Below are 15,701 nucleotides of genomic sequence, written 5' to 3' on the forward strand. Positions count from 1 at the left end.
GACCTCTAGTCGACCAGCGTGATCGTCACCTCGACGTTGCCGCGGGTGGCGTTCGAGTACGGGCACACGTGGTGGGCGGCGTCGGCGAGCTCCTGGCGGTTCTCCGGCGCGACATTCGGCGTGTAGACGTCGAGCTCGACGGCGAGGCCGTAGCCGCCCTCTCCGTTCGCGCCGATGCCGACGCTGGCCGAGACCGAGGCGTCTGTGGTGTCGAAGCCCTTCGCCTTGCCGACGCCATGGAGGGCGCTCAGGAAGCAGGCCGAGTAGCCCGCGGCGAACAGCTGCTCGGGGTTGGTGCCGTCACCCGAGCCGCCCATCTCCTTGGGGGGCCGGGTGTCGAGGTCGAGCCGGTCGTCTTCGCTGCGGACGTGGCCGTCGCGGCCGCCTCCGGTTGCGTGGGCGATGGCGGTGTAGGCGATCTCAAGTGTCATGATGCAACACGACACCCTCCGCCTGTGCGCGACCTGTCCAAACGCTGAGAACGGGTGCGCGACGGGTGTCGTCAGCTCAGCAGGTCGTGCCGCTCGACGATCTCATCGCGGCCGGGGCCGACGCCGATCGCCGAGATGCGGGCGCCGCTCATCTTCTCGACGGCGAGGATGTAGTCCTGGGCGTTCTTCGGCAGGTCGTCGAAGGTGCGGGCGCCGGTGATGTCTTCGGTCCAGCCCGGGAACTCCTCGTAGATCGGCACGGCGTGGTGGAAGTCGGACTGCGACACCGGCATCTCGTCGAAGCGCACCCCGTCGACGTCGTAGGCGACGCACACCGGAATCGTCTCGAGGCCGGTGAGCACGTCGAGCTTCGTCAGCACGAAGTCGGTCACGCCGTTGATCCGCGCCGAGTAGCGGGCGATCGGGGCGTCGTACCAGCCGCAGCGGCGCGGGCGGCCGGTCGTGGTGCCGAACTCGAAGCCGTTGGCGCGCAGGAACTCGCCCGACGCATCGAACAGCTCGGTCGGGAAGGGGCCTGCCCCGACCCGTGTGGTGTACGCCTTGACGATGCCGATGACCCGCGCGATGCGGCCGGGGCCGATGCCCGAGCCCGTGGCGGCTCCGCCCGCGGTCGACGACGACGACGTGACGAAGGGGTAGGTGCCGTGGTCGACGTCGAGCATCGTGGCCTGGCCGGCCTCGAACAGCACGGTCTTGCCCTCTTCGAGCGCGGTGTGGAGCTCGAGCGCGGTGTCGGCGACCATCGGGCGGAGGCGCTCGGCGTAGCTGAGGAGCGTCTCGACGACCTCGTCGGCGCTGATCGCGCGGCGGTTGTAGATCTTGACCAGCAGGTGGTTCTTCTGGTCGAGAGCGGCCTCGACCTTCTGGCGCAGGATGTTCTCGTCGAAGAGGTCTTGCACCCGGAGGCCGACGCGGTTGATCTTGTCGGCGTAGGCCGGCCCGATGCCGCGGCCGGTGGTGCCGATCGACCGCGAGCCCAGGAATCGCTCGGTGACCTTGTCGAGAGTGCGGTGGTAGTGCGTGATGAGGTGCGCGTTGGCGCTGACCTTGAGCTTCGAGACGTCGACGCCTCGGGCGATCAGCGCGTCGAGCTCGTCGAACAGCACCTCGATGTCGATGACGACGCCGTTGCCGATCACCGGGGTCACTCCCTCGGTGAGGATGCCCGAGGGGAGCAGGTGGAGGGCGTACTTCTGGTTGCCGATGACGACCGTGTGGCCCGCGTTGTTGCCGCCGTTGAACTTGACGACGTAGTCGATGCGGCTGCCGAGCAGATCGGTGGCCTTGCCTTTGCCTTCGTCGCCCCACTGGGCTCCGATGATCACGATGGCGGGCATTGGGTGCTCCTCGCTTCGGGGGAATGCACCCGTGCGCAGGTGCACCTAAGTCTACAGACGCCTGCCGTCGGGGTGCCGAATGCGCGGTTTCCGCACCGGAAGCGCACTTCCGGAAGCAGAGACCGCGCACTCGGCAGAGCTGTTACTGCGCGGGCGGGCCGCCGGCCGGGCCCTTGCGCGACCGGGTCAGCACGACGACCACAGCGACGAGGGCGACGAGGATGATGCCGCCCCCGACGCCGAGGGCGACGGGGAGGGCGGACGTTCCTGCGCCCTCCTCAGCTCCCGAGGAGGACGCCGACGCGCCGACTCCTGACGTGGGCTGGTCGCCGCAGGTCGGGCGCGAGGCCCTCCCGGCGGCGGCATCCACATCGGCGGGCCTGTCGTAGGTGAACCCGATCGAGTCCGAGACGGTGTGCCCGTCGGCCGAGACGACCTGCCAGGTGACCGTGTACCTGCCCGAGTCGCCGAGAGCGACGGGCACCGTCACGTCGGTGTCGGCGATCGCCGGGCAGCCCGACTCGAAGTGCCTGCCGGCCGACGAGGTCACCTCGACGACGTTCGACGAGCCGTCGCCCGACAGGTCGAGCACGCGGTCGTTGAAGGTGAGCACGACCTGGTCGAGCTTCTCGGACTGCGTCGACCCGTCGGCCGGAGTCGAGCTGACCAGGTAGTCGTGGGCGCTCGCGCTGACGGCCGGGGCCACCGCCAGCACCGCGGCGGCAGCTGTGACCGACGCCGCGACCGCGATGCGCCGGAGTGCTGACGGGGCCACGCGCTAGTCCGCCGATCCGGTGGTGGGGGCCGATCCGCCTGCCGGGCGAGCCGCGCCTGCACCCCGACCGCTGCGGACGTAGGCCAGGACCGCCACGGCCAGGGCGATGATCCCGAGTCCGAGACCGCCGATGCCGAGGCCCAGACCGAGACCGCTGTCGCCGTCGCCGCTCGTACCGGTCGCCGCGGCCTCGCTCGTCGCCGTGTCGGACGCCGCACCGTGGTGATCGGCCGCCGCCTCGGTGATGGCGAGCACGGGTGCCGGGTGCTCGGGCTCCTCGCCCGACGCCGGAGTCGCCTCGTTCCACTTCACGACGCTGCCGTCGCTGTAGGTCTGCGTCGTCGGCAGTTCGACCGAGGCGACATCGGGCACGGCTCCCGCCGAGACGGTGAACAGCTGGAACTCGCCCGGAGCGATGCCCTCCGCAGTGGAGTCGGCGGTCCACACCACCTTCGTCACCGCCTTCGTGATCTCGCCGTCGTCGGTCGAGACCGGCTTCGACAGCGTGCCGGTGACGACGTCGGCCTTCCAGCCGGCGATCGGCTGGTACGAGACCGAGGTGAACGGGTGGTCGGTCGGGAAGGCGACCTCGACCTTGACGGTCGACGCGGTCGCCGACTCGGTCGGGACCTTGAACTGGAGGGTGGAGTACGAGCCGGGCGCGACGTCGTCGCCCTCGACGTGCACGTGGGCGGACGCCGCGAGGGGTGCGGCCAGGACGAGTGCGCCGGCGAGCGGGAGGATGAGCGCCGCGCGGCGCAGGGGGAAGGAGGGCATGCGTTGAGGTGTCTCTCGTGAGGGTGCGCGCGCAGGATCGCCGAGCGGGTGCCGGTCGGCGCCCGTGAAGGGATCGGCGGGTGGCGGTCGGTGTCGGCGCGCCTCCGGAGAGGGGCCGGACACGACGAGAGCCCGCCCATCGAGCGGCGGTGCGCGCGCGAGAAAGGGGAAGGAGGTCGGAGTCAGGCGCCGAGCGGCGGGCCCCGATGCGGACGAGAGGCAAGCAGGACGTCGAGAGGGCGGCGGATGCCGCTGCGGTCGCCGACCGCTGCCGCGACGGAATGCGCGAGGACGGGCGGTGCTGCGACGAGCACGCGGACGACCACGGCCAGACGCGCGACGGCGAGACGCACGACGGTCAGCAGGGCCCGTTCTCCGTGCAGGAGCAGCAGCGTCGTGAGGACCGCGGCAGCGAGGTGGCCCGCCCACATGCGGGCGTCGCTCATGCCCTCCATCGCGTGGACGGTCGAGCCGCCGAGGTCGGGGAGGGTGGCGGTGGCGCCGCCCGACATCACCATGCCGAGCATGCCCACGTGAGTTCCGGCGGCAGAAGCGGGAAGATCGGCGCCGAGGCTGAAGAGCAGGTGGAATACGACCTGGCTCAGCCCGACCGAGATCGCGAGCGGGACGACCGAGACGGCGCGGGCGCTGAGCGCGATGCTGGCGAGGATCGCGAAGGCGAGCGCGAGCACGGTGCCGAGCACGCCCGGCTCCATTCCGCCGCCGGCCACGTGCGAGAACGCGGCGATGGTGACCGACAGGGTCGCCACGACGAGGCCGCGCACAACGCGCAGCCCGCGCGAGGTCACCCGGACGGTCATGCCGACGAGCCTACTGGGCGTCGGAGCGGCGGTCGGGCGCATCGCCAGCAGCGGCGGAGGAGTCGGACTCCGCGCCGGGGGTCGACGCCTCGGTGCGCGCGGCCGCCGGCTTGCCCGCCATCACGGCGAGCTGCTCGTTGTAGGCCCGCAGCTCGGCGTCGCCGTCGACCTCGGCACGCCGGTCATAGCGCTTGGCGACGCGCTCGTCGCTGCGGATCCACTGCCGCATCACCATCAGTGCCACGAGCACGGTGGGGAACTCGCCCGCACCCCAGGCGATCGCGCCCCCGGTGTGCTGGTCGGAGAGGAGGTCCTGGTAGTTCGTCTTGCCGAGGGCGTGCCACCAGTCGGCGGCGAGGATGGTGGTCTGCGACATGATCGCGAGGCCGAAGAACGCGTGGAAGGCCAGCGTCGCCAGCAGCAGGATGATCCGCATCGGGAAGGGCGGCCGCTTGGGGCCGGGGTCGACGCCGATCAGCACGAAGAAGAACAGGTAGCCCGAGAGCAGGAAGTGAACCTCCATGAGGAAGTGCCCGGGGTGGGTCTGGAGGGACGCCTGGAACCAGCCCGTGTAGTAGAAGGCGATGAGGCTGCCGGCGAAGATGATCGCCGCCACGACGGGGTTGGTCACGACCTGGCCGTACCGGGAGTGGATGACGATCATGATCCACTCGCGCGGGCCGCGGCTGTTGTCGCGGCGCTTCGGCAGCGTCCGCAGCGCGAGGAGGATCGGAGCGCCGAGAACGAGGAGCGGCGGCACGTACATCATCAGCACCATGTGCTGGATCATGTGAGTCGAGAAGTTCACGGCGCCGTAGACGCTGGGCCCCCCGCTGGTCGCGAAGAACAGGCCGAGGCAGCCGAACAGCCACGGCACGGTCCTTCCCCACGACCAGGTGTCGCCGCGGCGGCGAAGCCGCATGACGGCGGCGATGTACAGCCCCGCCATGATGAGCGCGACGGCGATGAAGAAGTAGTCGGGGTGGAACCCGAGCAGGAAGCGCGGGATCGTGATCGGCGCCGGGTACGGGAAGCCGATCAGCCCGTCGCGGGTGTCGCCGCCGTTCGTCTGGGGCACCGGGGGCGCGCTCTGCGACAGGGCGACCGACAGGCCCATCGCGACGACCATGAACACGACCTCGCCGACGGCGAGACGCACGAACGAGCGAGTGCGGCCCGGCTCGCGGACGAGTCGCGGGATGACGCGACGGCGGTGGAGGTAGCCGGCGACGCCCAGGCCGATCAGGATGATCGACTTGGCGAGGATCAGCATGCCGTACGTCGTCGTGACGAGGTCGGCGGGGCCCGTGAGCCGCAGGCTCGCGTTGATCACGCCGGAGAAGGCGACGAAGGCGAAAGCCCAGATGGCGAGGGCCGAGTAGCGGGAGACCACCGTGGCGAGGTTCGTCCCGACCTTGCCGCGGAGCAGGATGACGGCGATCAGGCCGCCCATCCAGACGGTGACGCCCACGAGGTGCATGGCGAGGCTGTTCACGGCGTTGACGTGCTCGTTCGAGCCCGCAGAGTGGCCCGACAGCGACAGCGGCAGCAGAGCGAACAGGGCGAAGCCCATCGCCGCGGCGAGCCACGAGACGTTCTTCGTCGAGAGCAGGATCACGAGCGCGGCGAGGATGCACGAGATCGTCACGACCCAGGTCTGGCCGAGCTCGAGCTGGAAGGCGAAGAAGAAGAACTGGCTGCGGAACGTCGGCGACGTGAACGGGACGCCGAGCACGTTGGCGGCCCGGAACATCAGGTTCGCGACGGCGGACACCAGCCAGACGAGCACGGCCCAGGTGGCCCACCTGGAGGCGTACCACTGGCTGAAGCTTGCCGACTTCGGGTCGGTCTTCTGCCCGGGCAACGCGACGGCCGAGATGACGAGCAGGCCGATCGCGACGGCGGCGGAGCCGTCGAAGAGGGCGGTCGTGATCGGGAGGCCGTTCGTGACGATCGCGCCCGGGTCGACGATCAGGCGGCCGCCGAGGGCCCCGGTGAAGTACATGGCCGCGAGCGCGAGAGCCAGGCCGAGCGGGATGCAGAGGAGAAGGACGATGGCGGTCCGCGACAGACGAGGGACGCGCTCGGGATCGCGCTTGCCCGAGGGCAGCGAGAGCTCGCGCGTCTCGAAGTGGAGGTCTTCGATCTGATCTGTCACCCGGCAATCCTACGTTTTCGCCACGGAATGGCAGTCGAGTTATCCACAGCCCCGAGAGACACGGGCCCGAGAGACACAGCCCCGAGAGAAAGGGACACGGCGCGGGAACCCCGTTCACTCCCGCGCAACCCCGCCGGTGCACCCTGGCCCCGTGACTGACGCGAAGGCTCTGCTGGTGGGGATCGACGGACTCCGAATCGACGACGCGCTGCGGCCGGGCGCGGCGTCGTACCTTGCCGAGTTCCTGCGCGAGGGCTCGCACCTGCCGCTGACCATGGAGGTGCCGACGATCTCGGGCCCCGGCTGGTCGTCGCTGCTGACCGGTGCGCCGCACGCGGTGCACGGGGTCTTCGACAACTCCTTCTTCGGCCATCGCCTCGACGCGACCGTCGACGTGCTGACGCGCGCCGCCGCTGCGGGCCGCTCGACGTTCGCGGCCGTCAGCTGGCCGCCGCTCGCCGACCCCGCGGGCCCCGGCCCGGTGCTGGCGTTCCGCGAGGACGACCAGCGCGCCGGCCGTCACCGCGTCGTGATCCGCGACGGCGAGGTCTACGGCTACCGGCATGCCGACGGCGAGATCGCCGCTTTCTCGCGGCTGGCCCTCCGCGACGCCGGCCCAGACCTGAGCTTCGTCTACCTCGGCGAGGTCGACGAGGCGGGCCACCTCTACGGCGGCGACTCGGCCGAGTACCGCGAGGCGATGCACCGCGTCGACGAGCGGCTCGGCCGGCTTCTGGCGGAGGTCGAGGCACGAGCGGCGACCCGCGACGAGGACTGGCTCGTCGCGATCACCACCGACCACGGCCACCTCGACGAGGGCGGCCACGGCGGGGCGGACGAGGTGCTGACACGGTCGTTCCTGGGGCTGCGGCGCTTCGGAGGACAGACGCTGGTCGAATCCGCGGCGCCGGTCGGGCCGACTGACGTTGCCGCGATCCTGCTGCGGCACCTGAGCCTCTAGCCTGCCGAGGTCTACTCCCCGATCGCCTTCGGGTGCCGCGCCCGCAGCGCGGTCTCCTCGGCGTCGATGGCGGCGAGCACGGCCTGCACCGCACCCTCCTGATAGCGGCCGTCGCGCCGCGCGAGCAGCACGGCCTCGCGCTCGGCGGCGATCATGGAGCCGCGCAGGCGGCTGAACGTGACCGGCGACGGCTCTCGGTCGGCGGGAGACGGGTCGGCGAGCTGCTCGGAGAGGAAGCTCGAGGCCCGACGCAGCTGCTCGACGACTCGCTCCTCGTCGTCCTCGGTGCGGACGGCGTCGAGCCGCTCGATCCCCGCCTGCTTCGCCTCGGCGGTGAGCAGCTGCCGTTCGGTCCACTCCTGCGCGAGGTTCGGCGCGGGCAGGTGCACGCGCCGGATCAGCAGCGGCAGAGGCAGCGCCTGGAGCAGCGTGCCGAGCACGACGACGAACGCGAGAAACTGCAGCAGCTCCCTCTGCGGCGTCTGGTCGGGCAGCAGGAACACGGCTGCGAGAGTCACCACGCCGCGGATACCCGCGGCCGAGACCACGGTCGACGAGGCCGCCGACCAGGCGCGCTCGCGCACCCGCGCGGGGCCGATCCGGTACAGCAGCATCGTGAAGAACACCCACGCGAACCGCGACGCGATCACGACCGCCAGCACCGCGAAGCTGATCCCGACGGTCACCCAGAGGCCCGGCCCGTTCTTCACGACCCCTTCGAGCACCCCCGCGAGGTTCAGCCCGATGAAGAGGAACACCGCATTCTCGAGCAGGAACTGCACCGTCTTCCAGTTCAGCCTCTCCGCCACCCGGGCCTCGGCCGAGAGCACCACGGGCGACCGGAAGCCGAGATACAGGCCCGCCACGACCACCGCGAGCGCGCCCGACCCGTGCAGGAGCTGCGCAGGCAGGAAGGCGATGAACGGCGTGACGAGCGACAGGCTGGTGTCGAGCACGGCCGAGTGCAGCCGCTTGCGGATGTCGCCGAGCACGAAGCCGACGGCCATGCCGATGCCGCCGCCGACCACGACGGCCAGCACGAAGTCGCCGGCGACGTCCGCTGGCGTGACGACCCGCGTGATGGCCGTGATCGCGGCGTCGAGCGCGACCAGGGCGGTCGCGTCGTTGAGCAGGCTCTCGCCCTCGAGGATCGTCACGACGCGTCGGGGCAGCGGCACCTTCCCGGTGACGGCGGTGACGGCGACCGCGTCGGTCGGGGCGACGACGGCCCCGAAGGCGAGCCCGGCGGCGAGGGTGATGCCGGGCACGAGCCACCAGGCCGCGAAGCCGACGGCCACGACCGTGAAGGCGACGAGAGCGACGCTGGTCAAGAGGATCGAGTCGTTGCGGGCGCGGATGTCGATCAGCGACGTCCGGATCGCGGCGGCGAACAGGAGCGGAGGCAGCAGCCCGAACAGCACGAGGTCGGGCTCGAGAGTCACGCGCGGCACGGCCGGCACGAACGAGGCGATGGCGCCCACGAGCACGAGCGTGACGGGTGCCGACCAGCCGATCCGACCCGAGAGCCCGGTGACGGCGACCGTCACCACGACGAACACGACGATCCAGGCGATCGCTGTCACGGGGTCCATGGCCATGAGACTGCCACACCAGCAGCGGCGGCCGCAGGAACTAGAACCCGCCGCCCATCCACACCCCGAGCGCCGCTGCGCCGGTCGCGACCACGAGCGTCCCCACGCCGTAGACGACTGCGGCTCCGAACCTCCGCTGCCCGGCCAGGCGCACGGCCTCGACGCTCGCCGTGCTGAACGTCGTGTACCCGCCCATGAGGCCGCCGCCCAGCACGAGCACCCAGTCGTGCGGCAGGCCCGACGACGCCCCCAGCCCCGTCAGGAGCCCGAGGCCGAACGAGCCGGTCACGTTGATCACCTGGGTCGCGACGGGGAACGTCGCCAGCGGGGTGCTCGCCAGCCGCTGACGGACCGCGCCGTCGACGACGAAGCGCAGGGCGGCGCCGACGCCGCCAGCCACGCAGACGAGAAGGAACACGATCACGAGGTGGGCCTCAGGCGGGCCGCGAGCGCGATCCCGGCGAGCGCGGCGACCAGCCCGAGCACGAGCGACGCCGCCGCGTACGCGAGGGCGACGCCGGGTGCGGGGCCGAGGCGGGTGGCGACGTCGGTGACCCAGGAGCTGTAGGTGGTGAAGCCGCCGAGGACGCCGGTGCCGACGAAGAGCCGCGAGTTCCTGCGCCCGCCTTCATCGGCGCCTTGCCGGGTGAGGCTCTCGAGCAGGAGGCCGAGCGCGAACGACCCCACGACGTTGATGAGAAGGATCGTGAGCGGGAAGCCGGTGGTCGCGGCCGGCCAGGTGAGGGCTAGGGCCTCGCGGATGCCCGTGCCGATGGCACCGCCCAGAGCGACCAGGCCGACCAGTCTCGGCCGGAGGAAGAGAGGGGGCGCGGGCGTCATCGCGACTATTCAAGCAGGCGCGGCCCTCGCTCTGGGGTGATGGCGCGACCCAACCCTCTCGCGGACGGCGCCGAACGAACCGGGACGCACGAAGACCGACCATCCCAGGGAAGGGGACGCACCGTGAACAACACCGAGAGCGCAGGATGCACCAGCTCCCATCGCAGCTCCGGCACCGTCTCGGGCTACGGGATCCTCAGCTACAACCTGTGGAAGCACCGCGCCGCCGACGAGCTCGAGCCGCTGGTCGATTTCGAGAGCGTCGACCTGCTTTTCCTCCAGGAGGCCCGCACCGAGCAGCTGCCCGACTCGATCGGCCGGCTCTCGAGCCTCGTGGCGACCTCGAACGGCCGCCTCGGCCTCGCCGTCTACGGCCACAGCGACCGGTTCGTCGTCGAGGACGCCCGCGTCGACCGCCTCGGGCGCTCGGTTCACGACCGGATGCACGGACCCACGCCGCACCGCCTCGTCTCAGCTCGCCTCTTCGACCGGTTCTCGGGTCGGCGGTTCGTCGTCGGCTCGTTCCACGCGTCGCCGCTCACCGCCGGCAACGGCCTGCGCCGCCGCCAGGTGCGCCAGGCGCACACCCTGCTCGACTCGCTCGGCGGAGGGCTGCCCACCCTCCTCATCGGCGACTTCAACTACCCCGTCGGCGTGGGCTCGCTCCGCCGCATGCTCGCCTCGACCGGCCACACCCTGTCGCTTGCGGCGGACGACACCTACCGCCGCTTCGGCGTCCTCCGCGGCAGGTTCGACCTCGTCGCGGCCCGCGGGCTGCTCGTCGGACCAGTCCGCGTCCTCCCCCGCGGCAAGTCCGACCACCTGCCGATCGTCGCCACCGCCAGCTTCCCGAGCTAGCGGTCGTCTCCGGGGCCGCGCGCACTCCTGATCCGTGCGCGCTGCCCCGGCCCCCTGCCGGGCGCACACCTGATCCGTGCGCCCGGCTCTCTTCCTTCTGTCAGTCGCCCTTCACGTTGACGATCTGCCGCAGCGTGTGCCGGATCGACACGAGCTCGTCAGCATCCGCCATCACCTGGTCGATCGGCTTGTACGCCGCCGGGATCTCGTCGAGGAACGCGTCGGTGTCGCGGTACTCGATCCCGAGCATGGCCTCCCGCAGCTGGTCGTGCGTGAAGGTCCTGCGCGCCTTCGACCGCGAGAACTGCCGGCCGGCGCCGTGCGGCGACGACTCGAGCGCGACCGGGTTGCCGAGGCCCTCGACGACGTACGACGCGGTGCCCATCGACCCGGGGATCAGGCCCGCCTCCCCCTTGCGCGCAGAGATCGCGCCCTTCCGCGAGAGCCAGACGCTCTTGCCGAAGTGCTGCTCCTTCTGCGTGAAGTTGTGATGCGTGTTGATCCGCTCGAGCTCGGTGACAGGCGCGCCGACCCAGTCCGAGAACTGCCGCACGACGCGGTCCATCATCTCCTCGCGGTTGAGCAGCGCGAAGTGCTGCGCCCACTTCAGCTCGGCGATGTAGCTCGAGAACTCCTTCGTGCCTTCGACCAGGTAGGCGAGGTCGGGGTCGGGCAGCTCGATCCACCACTTCGTCATCGCTGCCTTGGCGACGGCGATGTGCTTCTGCGCGATCTTGTTGCCCACGCCGCGGCTTCCCGAGTGCAGGAAGAGCCACACGTCGTCGTTCTCGTCGAGGCTGATCTCGATGAAGTGGTTGCCCGATCCGAGCGACCCGAGCTGCAGATCCCACTTGCCGGAGTAGGTCGCAGGATCGAACCCGGCGTCCTCGGCCATCGCCGCGAGCTCGGCGACCCGCGGCTCCGCCGTCGCGACGACCTTGCGGTTGTACGACCCGGCCGACGTGGGGACGGCGCGCTCGATGGCCTCCCGCACGGCCTTCCGGTCGTCGGGCAGCTCGGTCGCGGTGAACTGCGTCTTCACGGCGATCATGCCGCAGCCGATGTCGACTCCGACGGCCGCGGGCATGACCGCGCCGAGCGTGGGGATGACCGACCCGACCGTGGCGCCGAGGCCCAGGTGGGCGTCGGGCATGAGGGCGAGGTGGGGGTAGATGAACGGCATGGTCGAGGTGGTGCGGGCCTGGAGCTCGGTGTTCGGCTCCAGGATCGACGCCCAGCTGAGGAGCCGGTCGGTGATCTTCTTCATGGTCCTTTCGTTTCTGTGAGGTGATGCGGAGTGCACCCGGGGAGGCGCATTCCGTCCGCCCTGCAGAAGCGAGAGAAATGAGAGAAGCCCCGGGCCTCGATTGAGGTGCGGGGCTTCGTGTGTCGAAGGTCCGGACCCTAGTCGAGTTCGTGGAAGGCGCGCGCGAGCTCGAGCTCATAGCGCTGCGGGTTCGACTGACTTTTCAGCACGACCGGCTCCTTCCAAGGGCGTGTGCCGGGTTCGGCACGAAGCACCGAGCATACATCCCGGGCGTGTCGCCCTGTCAAGCGAACTCGCCCGTGAATTAAAGTGCACACACGCGTGCAACTTAGGCGTACACTCGTGCCATGCCCCTCACCACGCCCCGCATCCGTACGCCTCGGCGCGACGCCACGGAGAACCGCGAGGCGCTGATCCTCGCGGCGGCGACCGTGCTGAACGCCGACCCGAGCGCGTCCCTGGAAGCCGTGGCGACCGAGGCGGGGCTCTCGCGCCGCGCCTTCTACGGTCACTTCGCGACCCGCGACGCCCTCCTCGCCGAGGTGGCCCTCCACGGCGCGGCGAGGATCAACCGCGCGATGCTCACTGGTGCCCCCGACGAGGAGCCGCGAGTTCCTGCGACGGATCTGGCCCTGGTGGGCGCACGACTGTGGGATGAGGTCGACCACGTCAGGTCGATGGCCCTCATGACCGTTCGCGGCCCGCACGCTCATCTCGTCGGCGACGCCCTGCTTCCGCTCCGTCGGCACGTGCTCCGCATCGTCGCGCGCGGAGTGGCCGATGGCTCGTTCCGCACCGACATCGAGGTCGGACGCCTGGCACGCCTCGTCGAGAGCGCCGCGATCTCGGTGCTCGACGAGTCGACCCGCCACCCGATGTCGACGTCGGAGGGGCGGCGGCTCGTCGTGCTCTCCGTCCTCGCGATGGTCGGCTTCGGCCAGGCCGACGCGACGGCCATCCTGACCACGATCCAGAAGGCACGCGCATGAACCTCACACTCGAAGCCGTCGGCCTCGGCGATGGCCCCGGTGCTCCCCTGCCGGCGATCTCCGCGGCCGCGTCCACCCGCGTGCCGGGCGTCGTCGCGGTCGAGACCGAGGGCGCCCCGACGCTCGCCTCGCTCATCGCCGGCGGCCGCATGCGCCCCGACACCGGACGCGTCCTGATCGACGGGGTCGACGACGCGGCACGCATCCGCGAGACGTTCGCCCTGGTCGATACCCCGACCGTCGCCGAGCCGTTCGCCGACCTGATGGTCCGCACCGTCGTCCAGGAAGACCTCGCCCTGGCCGGCCTCCGCGGAAACGCCGACAGTGCCCGCGACTTCCTCGACACCGTCGGCCTCGCCGAGCACGACGAGACCCGCCTCAAGAACCTGCCCACCGAGGCCCGCGTGCGCCTGCTCAGTGAGCTCGCAGCGCTGCGCCCGGGCGTGAAGGGCCTGATCATCACGTCGCCGGAACGCCACGGCGGCGACACCGAGCGCTGGTTCCGGGTCGTCGAAGACCTCTCGGCGCGCGGCTTCACCGTGCTGCTCGTGACCGGCGTCGCGGCAGCGCTGCATGTGAACCAGCTCCTGCCTGCTCTCGAAGAACCCACCGAACAGCTCCCGGTCGACGACGGCGTCGACGCGAACCCCGCCGTCTGACGCCGAAAGCATCCTCATGAAGACCTTCGCCCTCGTCCGCACCGAGCTGAAGCGGCTCACCGCCTCGTCGCTCGCCCGTCTCGCCTTCGTCGCGCTCATGTGCGTGCCGCTCCTCTACGGCGGCATGTACCTCTGGGCCAACCAAGACCCGTACGCCAAGCTCGACCACATCCCGGCGGCGATCGTGAACAACGACGTCGGCGCGACCGATGCCGACGGCAACGCCGTCGACTACGGCGACACGATCACCAAGCAGCTGGTCGACGGCAAGGACTTCGACTGGCACGTCGTCTCGCAGGCCACCGCCGACAAGGGCATCAAAGACGAGACCTACAACTTCGTCTTCTCGATCCCGAAGTCGTTCTCGTCCGACCTGTCGTCGGCGTCGACGACCGACCCCACGGCCGCGAAGATCCAGCTGACCACGAACGACACCACGAGCTACCTCTCGTCGACGATCGCCGATCAGGCGGGCAAGACGATCCGTGCGACGATCACCGCCGAGGTGGGCAAGACGGCAGCGAAGACGCTGCTCGTCGGCCTCAACGACGTGCGCTCGAACATCTCGGACGCCGCCGACGGATCCTCGAAGGTCACCTCGGGTGCGAAATCGCTCAAGTCAGGACTCGACAGCGCCAAGGTCGGCGCCCGGGATCTCGCCTCGGGAACGTCGGAGCTGTCGACGGGAGCAGCATCCCTGAACGACGGCCTGCAGACTCTGAAGTCGTCGACGGCCGCACTCCCCGCGCAGACCGCGCAGCTGACGAGCGGCCTCGACACGCTGACGTCGCAGACGGCCTCGCTGCCGGCCGACGCGGCGAATCTGAACGCCGGCGCTCAGAAGGTGGCCGAGGGCAACGCCAAGCTCGCGACGAAGGCTGCCGACCAGCACGCGATCGCTCTCGCCACCGTCGCCGCCCTGCCCGCCCAGCTCGCCGCCGCACAGCAGGCGCAGCAGCAGGGCTTCGACCAGATCGCCGCGGCCACGAACCTCACGGACGCCCAGAAGACCGCCCTCCAGGGCCTCCTCACCGCCTCGAACACGGCGAGCGCCACGCGGCTCACCACCGCCGCGAGCGCGGCCGAGAAGCAGCTGGCCACCCTGCAGACATCGACGCAGGAACTCGCCACCGGCAGCGCCCAGGTCGCCGCCGGCGCCCAGACGCTGTCCGGCTCGGCCCCGGCCCTCGCCGACGGCATCTCCCGGCTCGACGCCGGAGCCGCCCAGCTGAGCGCCGCCGCCCCGGCCCTGACGAACGGCATCGCCACCGCCGCCGACGGGTCGTCGCAGCTCGCGTCCGGAGCGGCGACCGCGTCGACCGGCGCCGCCTCGCTGTCGTCGGGCCTCACGAAGCTCGACGCCGGAGCCGCCGACCTCGTCTCGGGCTCGTCGAAGCTCACCTCGGGCCTGAAGGACGGCGTCAAGCAGATCCCGGCCACCACGGCCGCCAGCCGCGACAAGCAGGCCGCGGCGATTGCCGACCCGGTCTCGATCCGCGACTCGTCCATCGCCAGCGCAGGCAACTACGGCGCGGGCCTCGCCCCGTTCTTCATCAGCCTGGCGGCGTGGATCGGCATGTACGCGCTGTTCCTCATCATCAAGCCGATCTCGAAGCGCGCCATCACGGCGATCCGGGCGCCGGGGCGCATCACTCTGGCCGGCTGGCTGTCGCCGGCCGTGCTGGGACTCGTTCAGATGCTCGCCCTCTTCGCGATCGTGAAGTTCGCGCTCGGGTTCGACGTCGTGAACCCGGTGCCGATGGTCGGCCTGATGGTGCTCGCGTCGGTGACCTTCGCGGCGATCATCATGACTCTGAACGTGTGGCTCGGCAGCGTCGGGCAGTTCCTGGGCCTGGTTCTGATGCTGATCCAGCTGGTGACAGCGGGCGGCACGTTCCCCTGGCAGACGCTCCCCGGGCCGCTGGCCGCGCTGCACTTCGCCCTGCCGATGAGCTACGCCGTCGACGGAATCCGCCAGCTGATGTACGGCGGCAACATCGCCAGCGCCTGGCAGGACGCCGGGGTGCTCGGCCTGTGGCTGCTCGGGGCGCTCCTGCTGTCGTTCGTCGCTGCCCGCCGCATGACGGCGCGCCGCACGCTGCGCGACCTGAGGCCGTCGCTGATCGGCTGACGTCGCGCGCGTCACCTCGGGCCCACTCCGATCCGTCGGGGTGGGCCTTCTTTCCGCGGGTATGTGATGCTACAGTTGACATAT

General features: G+C 70.7%; 15 protein-coding genes. 5 read left to right on the plus strand and 10 right to left on the minus strand.

The window, feature by feature from the left end:
* Positions 1-5: 5 nt before the first annotated feature.
* From EDF46_RS07650 to EDF46_RS07675, 6 genes are all read right to left on the minus strand, one after another.
* The gene (locus EDF46_RS07650; RefSeq protein WP_123505668.1) at positions 6-431 is read right to left on the minus strand and encodes an organic hydroperoxide resistance protein; all 426 of its coding nucleotides are present in this window, start codon (positions 429-431) and stop codon (positions 6-8) included.
* Positions 432-502: 71 nt separating this feature from the next.
* The gene (locus EDF46_RS07655; RefSeq protein ID WP_123505669.1) at positions 503-1,789 is read right to left on the minus strand and encodes an adenylosuccinate synthase; all 1,287 of its coding nucleotides are present in this window, start codon (positions 1,787-1,789) and stop codon (positions 503-505) included.
* Positions 1,790-1,931: 142 nt separating this feature from the next.
* Entirely contained in the window at positions 1,932-2,564 is a 633-nt protein-coding gene (locus tag EDF46_RS07660) for a copper resistance CopC family protein (RefSeq protein ID WP_123505670.1), read from the minus strand.
* Positions 2,565-2,567: 3 nt separating this feature from the next.
* The gene (locus EDF46_RS07665; protein ID WP_123505671.1) at positions 2,568-3,341 is read right to left on the minus strand and encodes a YcnI family protein; all 774 of its coding nucleotides are present in this window, start codon (positions 3,339-3,341) and stop codon (positions 2,568-2,570) included.
* Positions 3,342-3,523: 182 nt separating this feature from the next.
* Positions 3,524-4,162 (minus strand): hypothetical protein, encoded by a 639-nt coding sequence (locus tag EDF46_RS07670; RefSeq protein WP_148061166.1) that lies wholly within the window; start codon positions 4,160-4,162, stop codon positions 3,524-3,526.
* A gap of 10 nt (positions 4,163-4,172) precedes the next feature.
* Positions 4,173-6,320, minus strand: coding sequence for a cytochrome c oxidase assembly protein (locus EDF46_RS07675; RefSeq protein WP_233579930.1), 2,148 nt, complete (start codon positions 6,318-6,320; stop codon positions 4,173-4,175).
* A 151-nt stretch (positions 6,321-6,471) separates the two neighbouring features.
* Between EDF46_RS07675 and EDF46_RS07680 the strand changes: the two genes are divergently transcribed.
* Positions 6,472-7,281 (plus strand): alkaline phosphatase family protein, encoded by an 810-nt coding sequence (locus EDF46_RS07680; protein ID WP_123505673.1) that lies wholly within the window; start codon positions 6,472-6,474, stop codon positions 7,279-7,281.
* Positions 7,282-7,292: 11 nt separating this feature from the next.
* Here the strand turns inward: EDF46_RS07680 and EDF46_RS07685 are convergent, their stop codons facing one another.
* Genes EDF46_RS07685 through EDF46_RS07695 form a run of 3 tightly spaced genes read right to left on the minus strand, consistent with a single transcriptional unit; the run spans position 7,293 to position 9,713 of the window.
* On the minus strand, positions 7,293-8,879 hold the full coding sequence (locus EDF46_RS07685; protein ID WP_233579931.1) for a Na+/H+ antiporter: 1,587 nt from the start codon (positions 8,877-8,879) through the stop codon (positions 7,293-7,295).
* Between the two features lie 34 nt (positions 8,880-8,913).
* Positions 8,914-9,297: a CrcB family protein gene (locus EDF46_RS07690; RefSeq protein WP_123505674.1), complete on the minus strand. Its 384-nt coding sequence runs from the start codon at positions 9,295-9,297 to the stop codon at positions 8,914-8,916.
* On the minus strand, positions 9,294-9,713 hold the full coding sequence (locus EDF46_RS07695; RefSeq protein ID WP_123505675.1) for a CrcB family protein: 420 nt from the start codon (positions 9,711-9,713) through the stop codon (positions 9,294-9,296). The genes EDF46_RS07690 and EDF46_RS07695 overlap by 4 nt, the downstream gene beginning before the upstream one ends.
* Positions 9,714-9,836: 123 nt before the next feature.
* Between EDF46_RS07695 and EDF46_RS07700 the strand changes: the two genes are divergently transcribed.
* The gene (locus EDF46_RS07700) at positions 9,837-10,571 is read left to right on the plus strand and encodes an endonuclease/exonuclease/phosphatase family protein (protein ID WP_123505676.1); all 735 of its coding nucleotides are present in this window, start codon (positions 9,837-9,839) and stop codon (positions 10,569-10,571) included.
* Positions 10,572-10,671: 100 nt separating this feature from the next.
* On the opposite strand, the gene EDF46_RS07705 is transcribed toward EDF46_RS07700, so the two are convergent.
* Positions 10,672-11,838 carry an RtcB family protein gene (locus tag EDF46_RS07705; RefSeq protein ID WP_123505677.1) on the minus strand — a complete coding sequence of 389 codons (1,167 nt, stop codon included), beginning with the start codon at positions 11,836-11,838 and terminating at the stop codon, positions 10,672-10,674.
* Positions 11,839-12,185: 347 nt separating this feature from the next.
* Between EDF46_RS07705 and EDF46_RS07710 the strand changes: the two genes are divergently transcribed.
* From EDF46_RS07710 to EDF46_RS07720, 3 genes are read left to right on the plus strand one after another with little or no spacing between them, the layout of a single operon-like run.
* Complete coding sequence (locus tag EDF46_RS07710; protein WP_123505678.1) at positions 12,186-12,827, plus strand: TetR/AcrR family transcriptional regulator; 642 nt, start codon at positions 12,186-12,188, stop codon at positions 12,825-12,827.
* Positions 12,824-13,486, plus strand: a complete 663-nt coding sequence (locus EDF46_RS07715; RefSeq protein ID WP_123505679.1) for a hypothetical protein — start codon at positions 12,824-12,826, stop codon at positions 13,484-13,486. Before EDF46_RS07710 ends, EDF46_RS07715 begins: the two co-directional genes overlap by 4 nt.
* 16 nt (positions 13,487-13,502) lie before the next feature.
* Positions 13,503-15,617: a YhgE/Pip family protein gene (locus tag EDF46_RS07720; RefSeq protein WP_123505680.1), complete on the plus strand. Its 2,115-nt coding sequence runs from the start codon at positions 13,503-13,505 to the stop codon at positions 15,615-15,617.
* The last annotated feature ends 84 nt before the right edge of the window (positions 15,618-15,701 follow it).

Origin of the sequence: Frondihabitans sp. PhB188 (assembly GCF_003752365.1) — a bacterium.
Taxonomy (GTDB): Bacteria; Actinomycetota; Actinomycetes; order Actinomycetales; family Microbacteriaceae; genus Frondihabitans.

Coding starts and splice junctions, on each gene's coding strand:
- EDF46_RS07650 (WP_123505668.1), bottom strand. CDS start 431: ATGACACTTGAGATCGCCTACACCGCCATCGCCCACGCAACCGGAGGC.
- EDF46_RS07655 (WP_123505669.1), bottom strand. CDS start 1,789: ATGCCCGCCATCGTGATCATCGGAGCCCAGTGGGGCGACGAAGGCAAA.
- EDF46_RS07665 (WP_123505671.1), bottom strand. CDS start 3,341: ATGCCCTCCTTCCCCCTGCGCCGCGCGGCGCTCATCCTCCCGCTCGCC.
- EDF46_RS07670 (WP_148061166.1), bottom strand. CDS start 4,162: ATGACCGTCCGGGTGACCTCGCGCGGGCTGCGCGTTGTGCGCGGCCTC.
- EDF46_RS07685 (WP_233579931.1), bottom strand. CDS start 8,879: ATGGCCATGGACCCCGTGACAGCGATCGCCTGGATCGTCGTGTTCGTC.
- EDF46_RS07695 (WP_123505675.1), bottom strand. CDS start 9,713: ATGACGCCCGCGCCCCCTCTCTTCCTCCGGCCGAGACTGGTCGGCCTG.
- EDF46_RS07705 (WP_123505677.1), bottom strand. CDS start 11,838: ATGAAGAAGATCACCGACCGGCTCCTCAGCTGGGCGTCGATCCTGGAG.
- EDF46_RS07710 (WP_123505678.1), top strand. CDS start 12,186: ATGCCCCTCACCACGCCCCGCATCCGTACGCCTCGGCGCGACGCCACG.
- EDF46_RS07715 (WP_123505679.1), top strand. CDS start 12,824: ATGAACCTCACACTCGAAGCCGTCGGCCTCGGCGATGGCCCCGGTGCT.
- EDF46_RS07720 (WP_123505680.1), top strand. CDS start 13,503: ATGAAGACCTTCGCCCTCGTCCGCACCGAGCTGAAGCGGCTCACCGCC.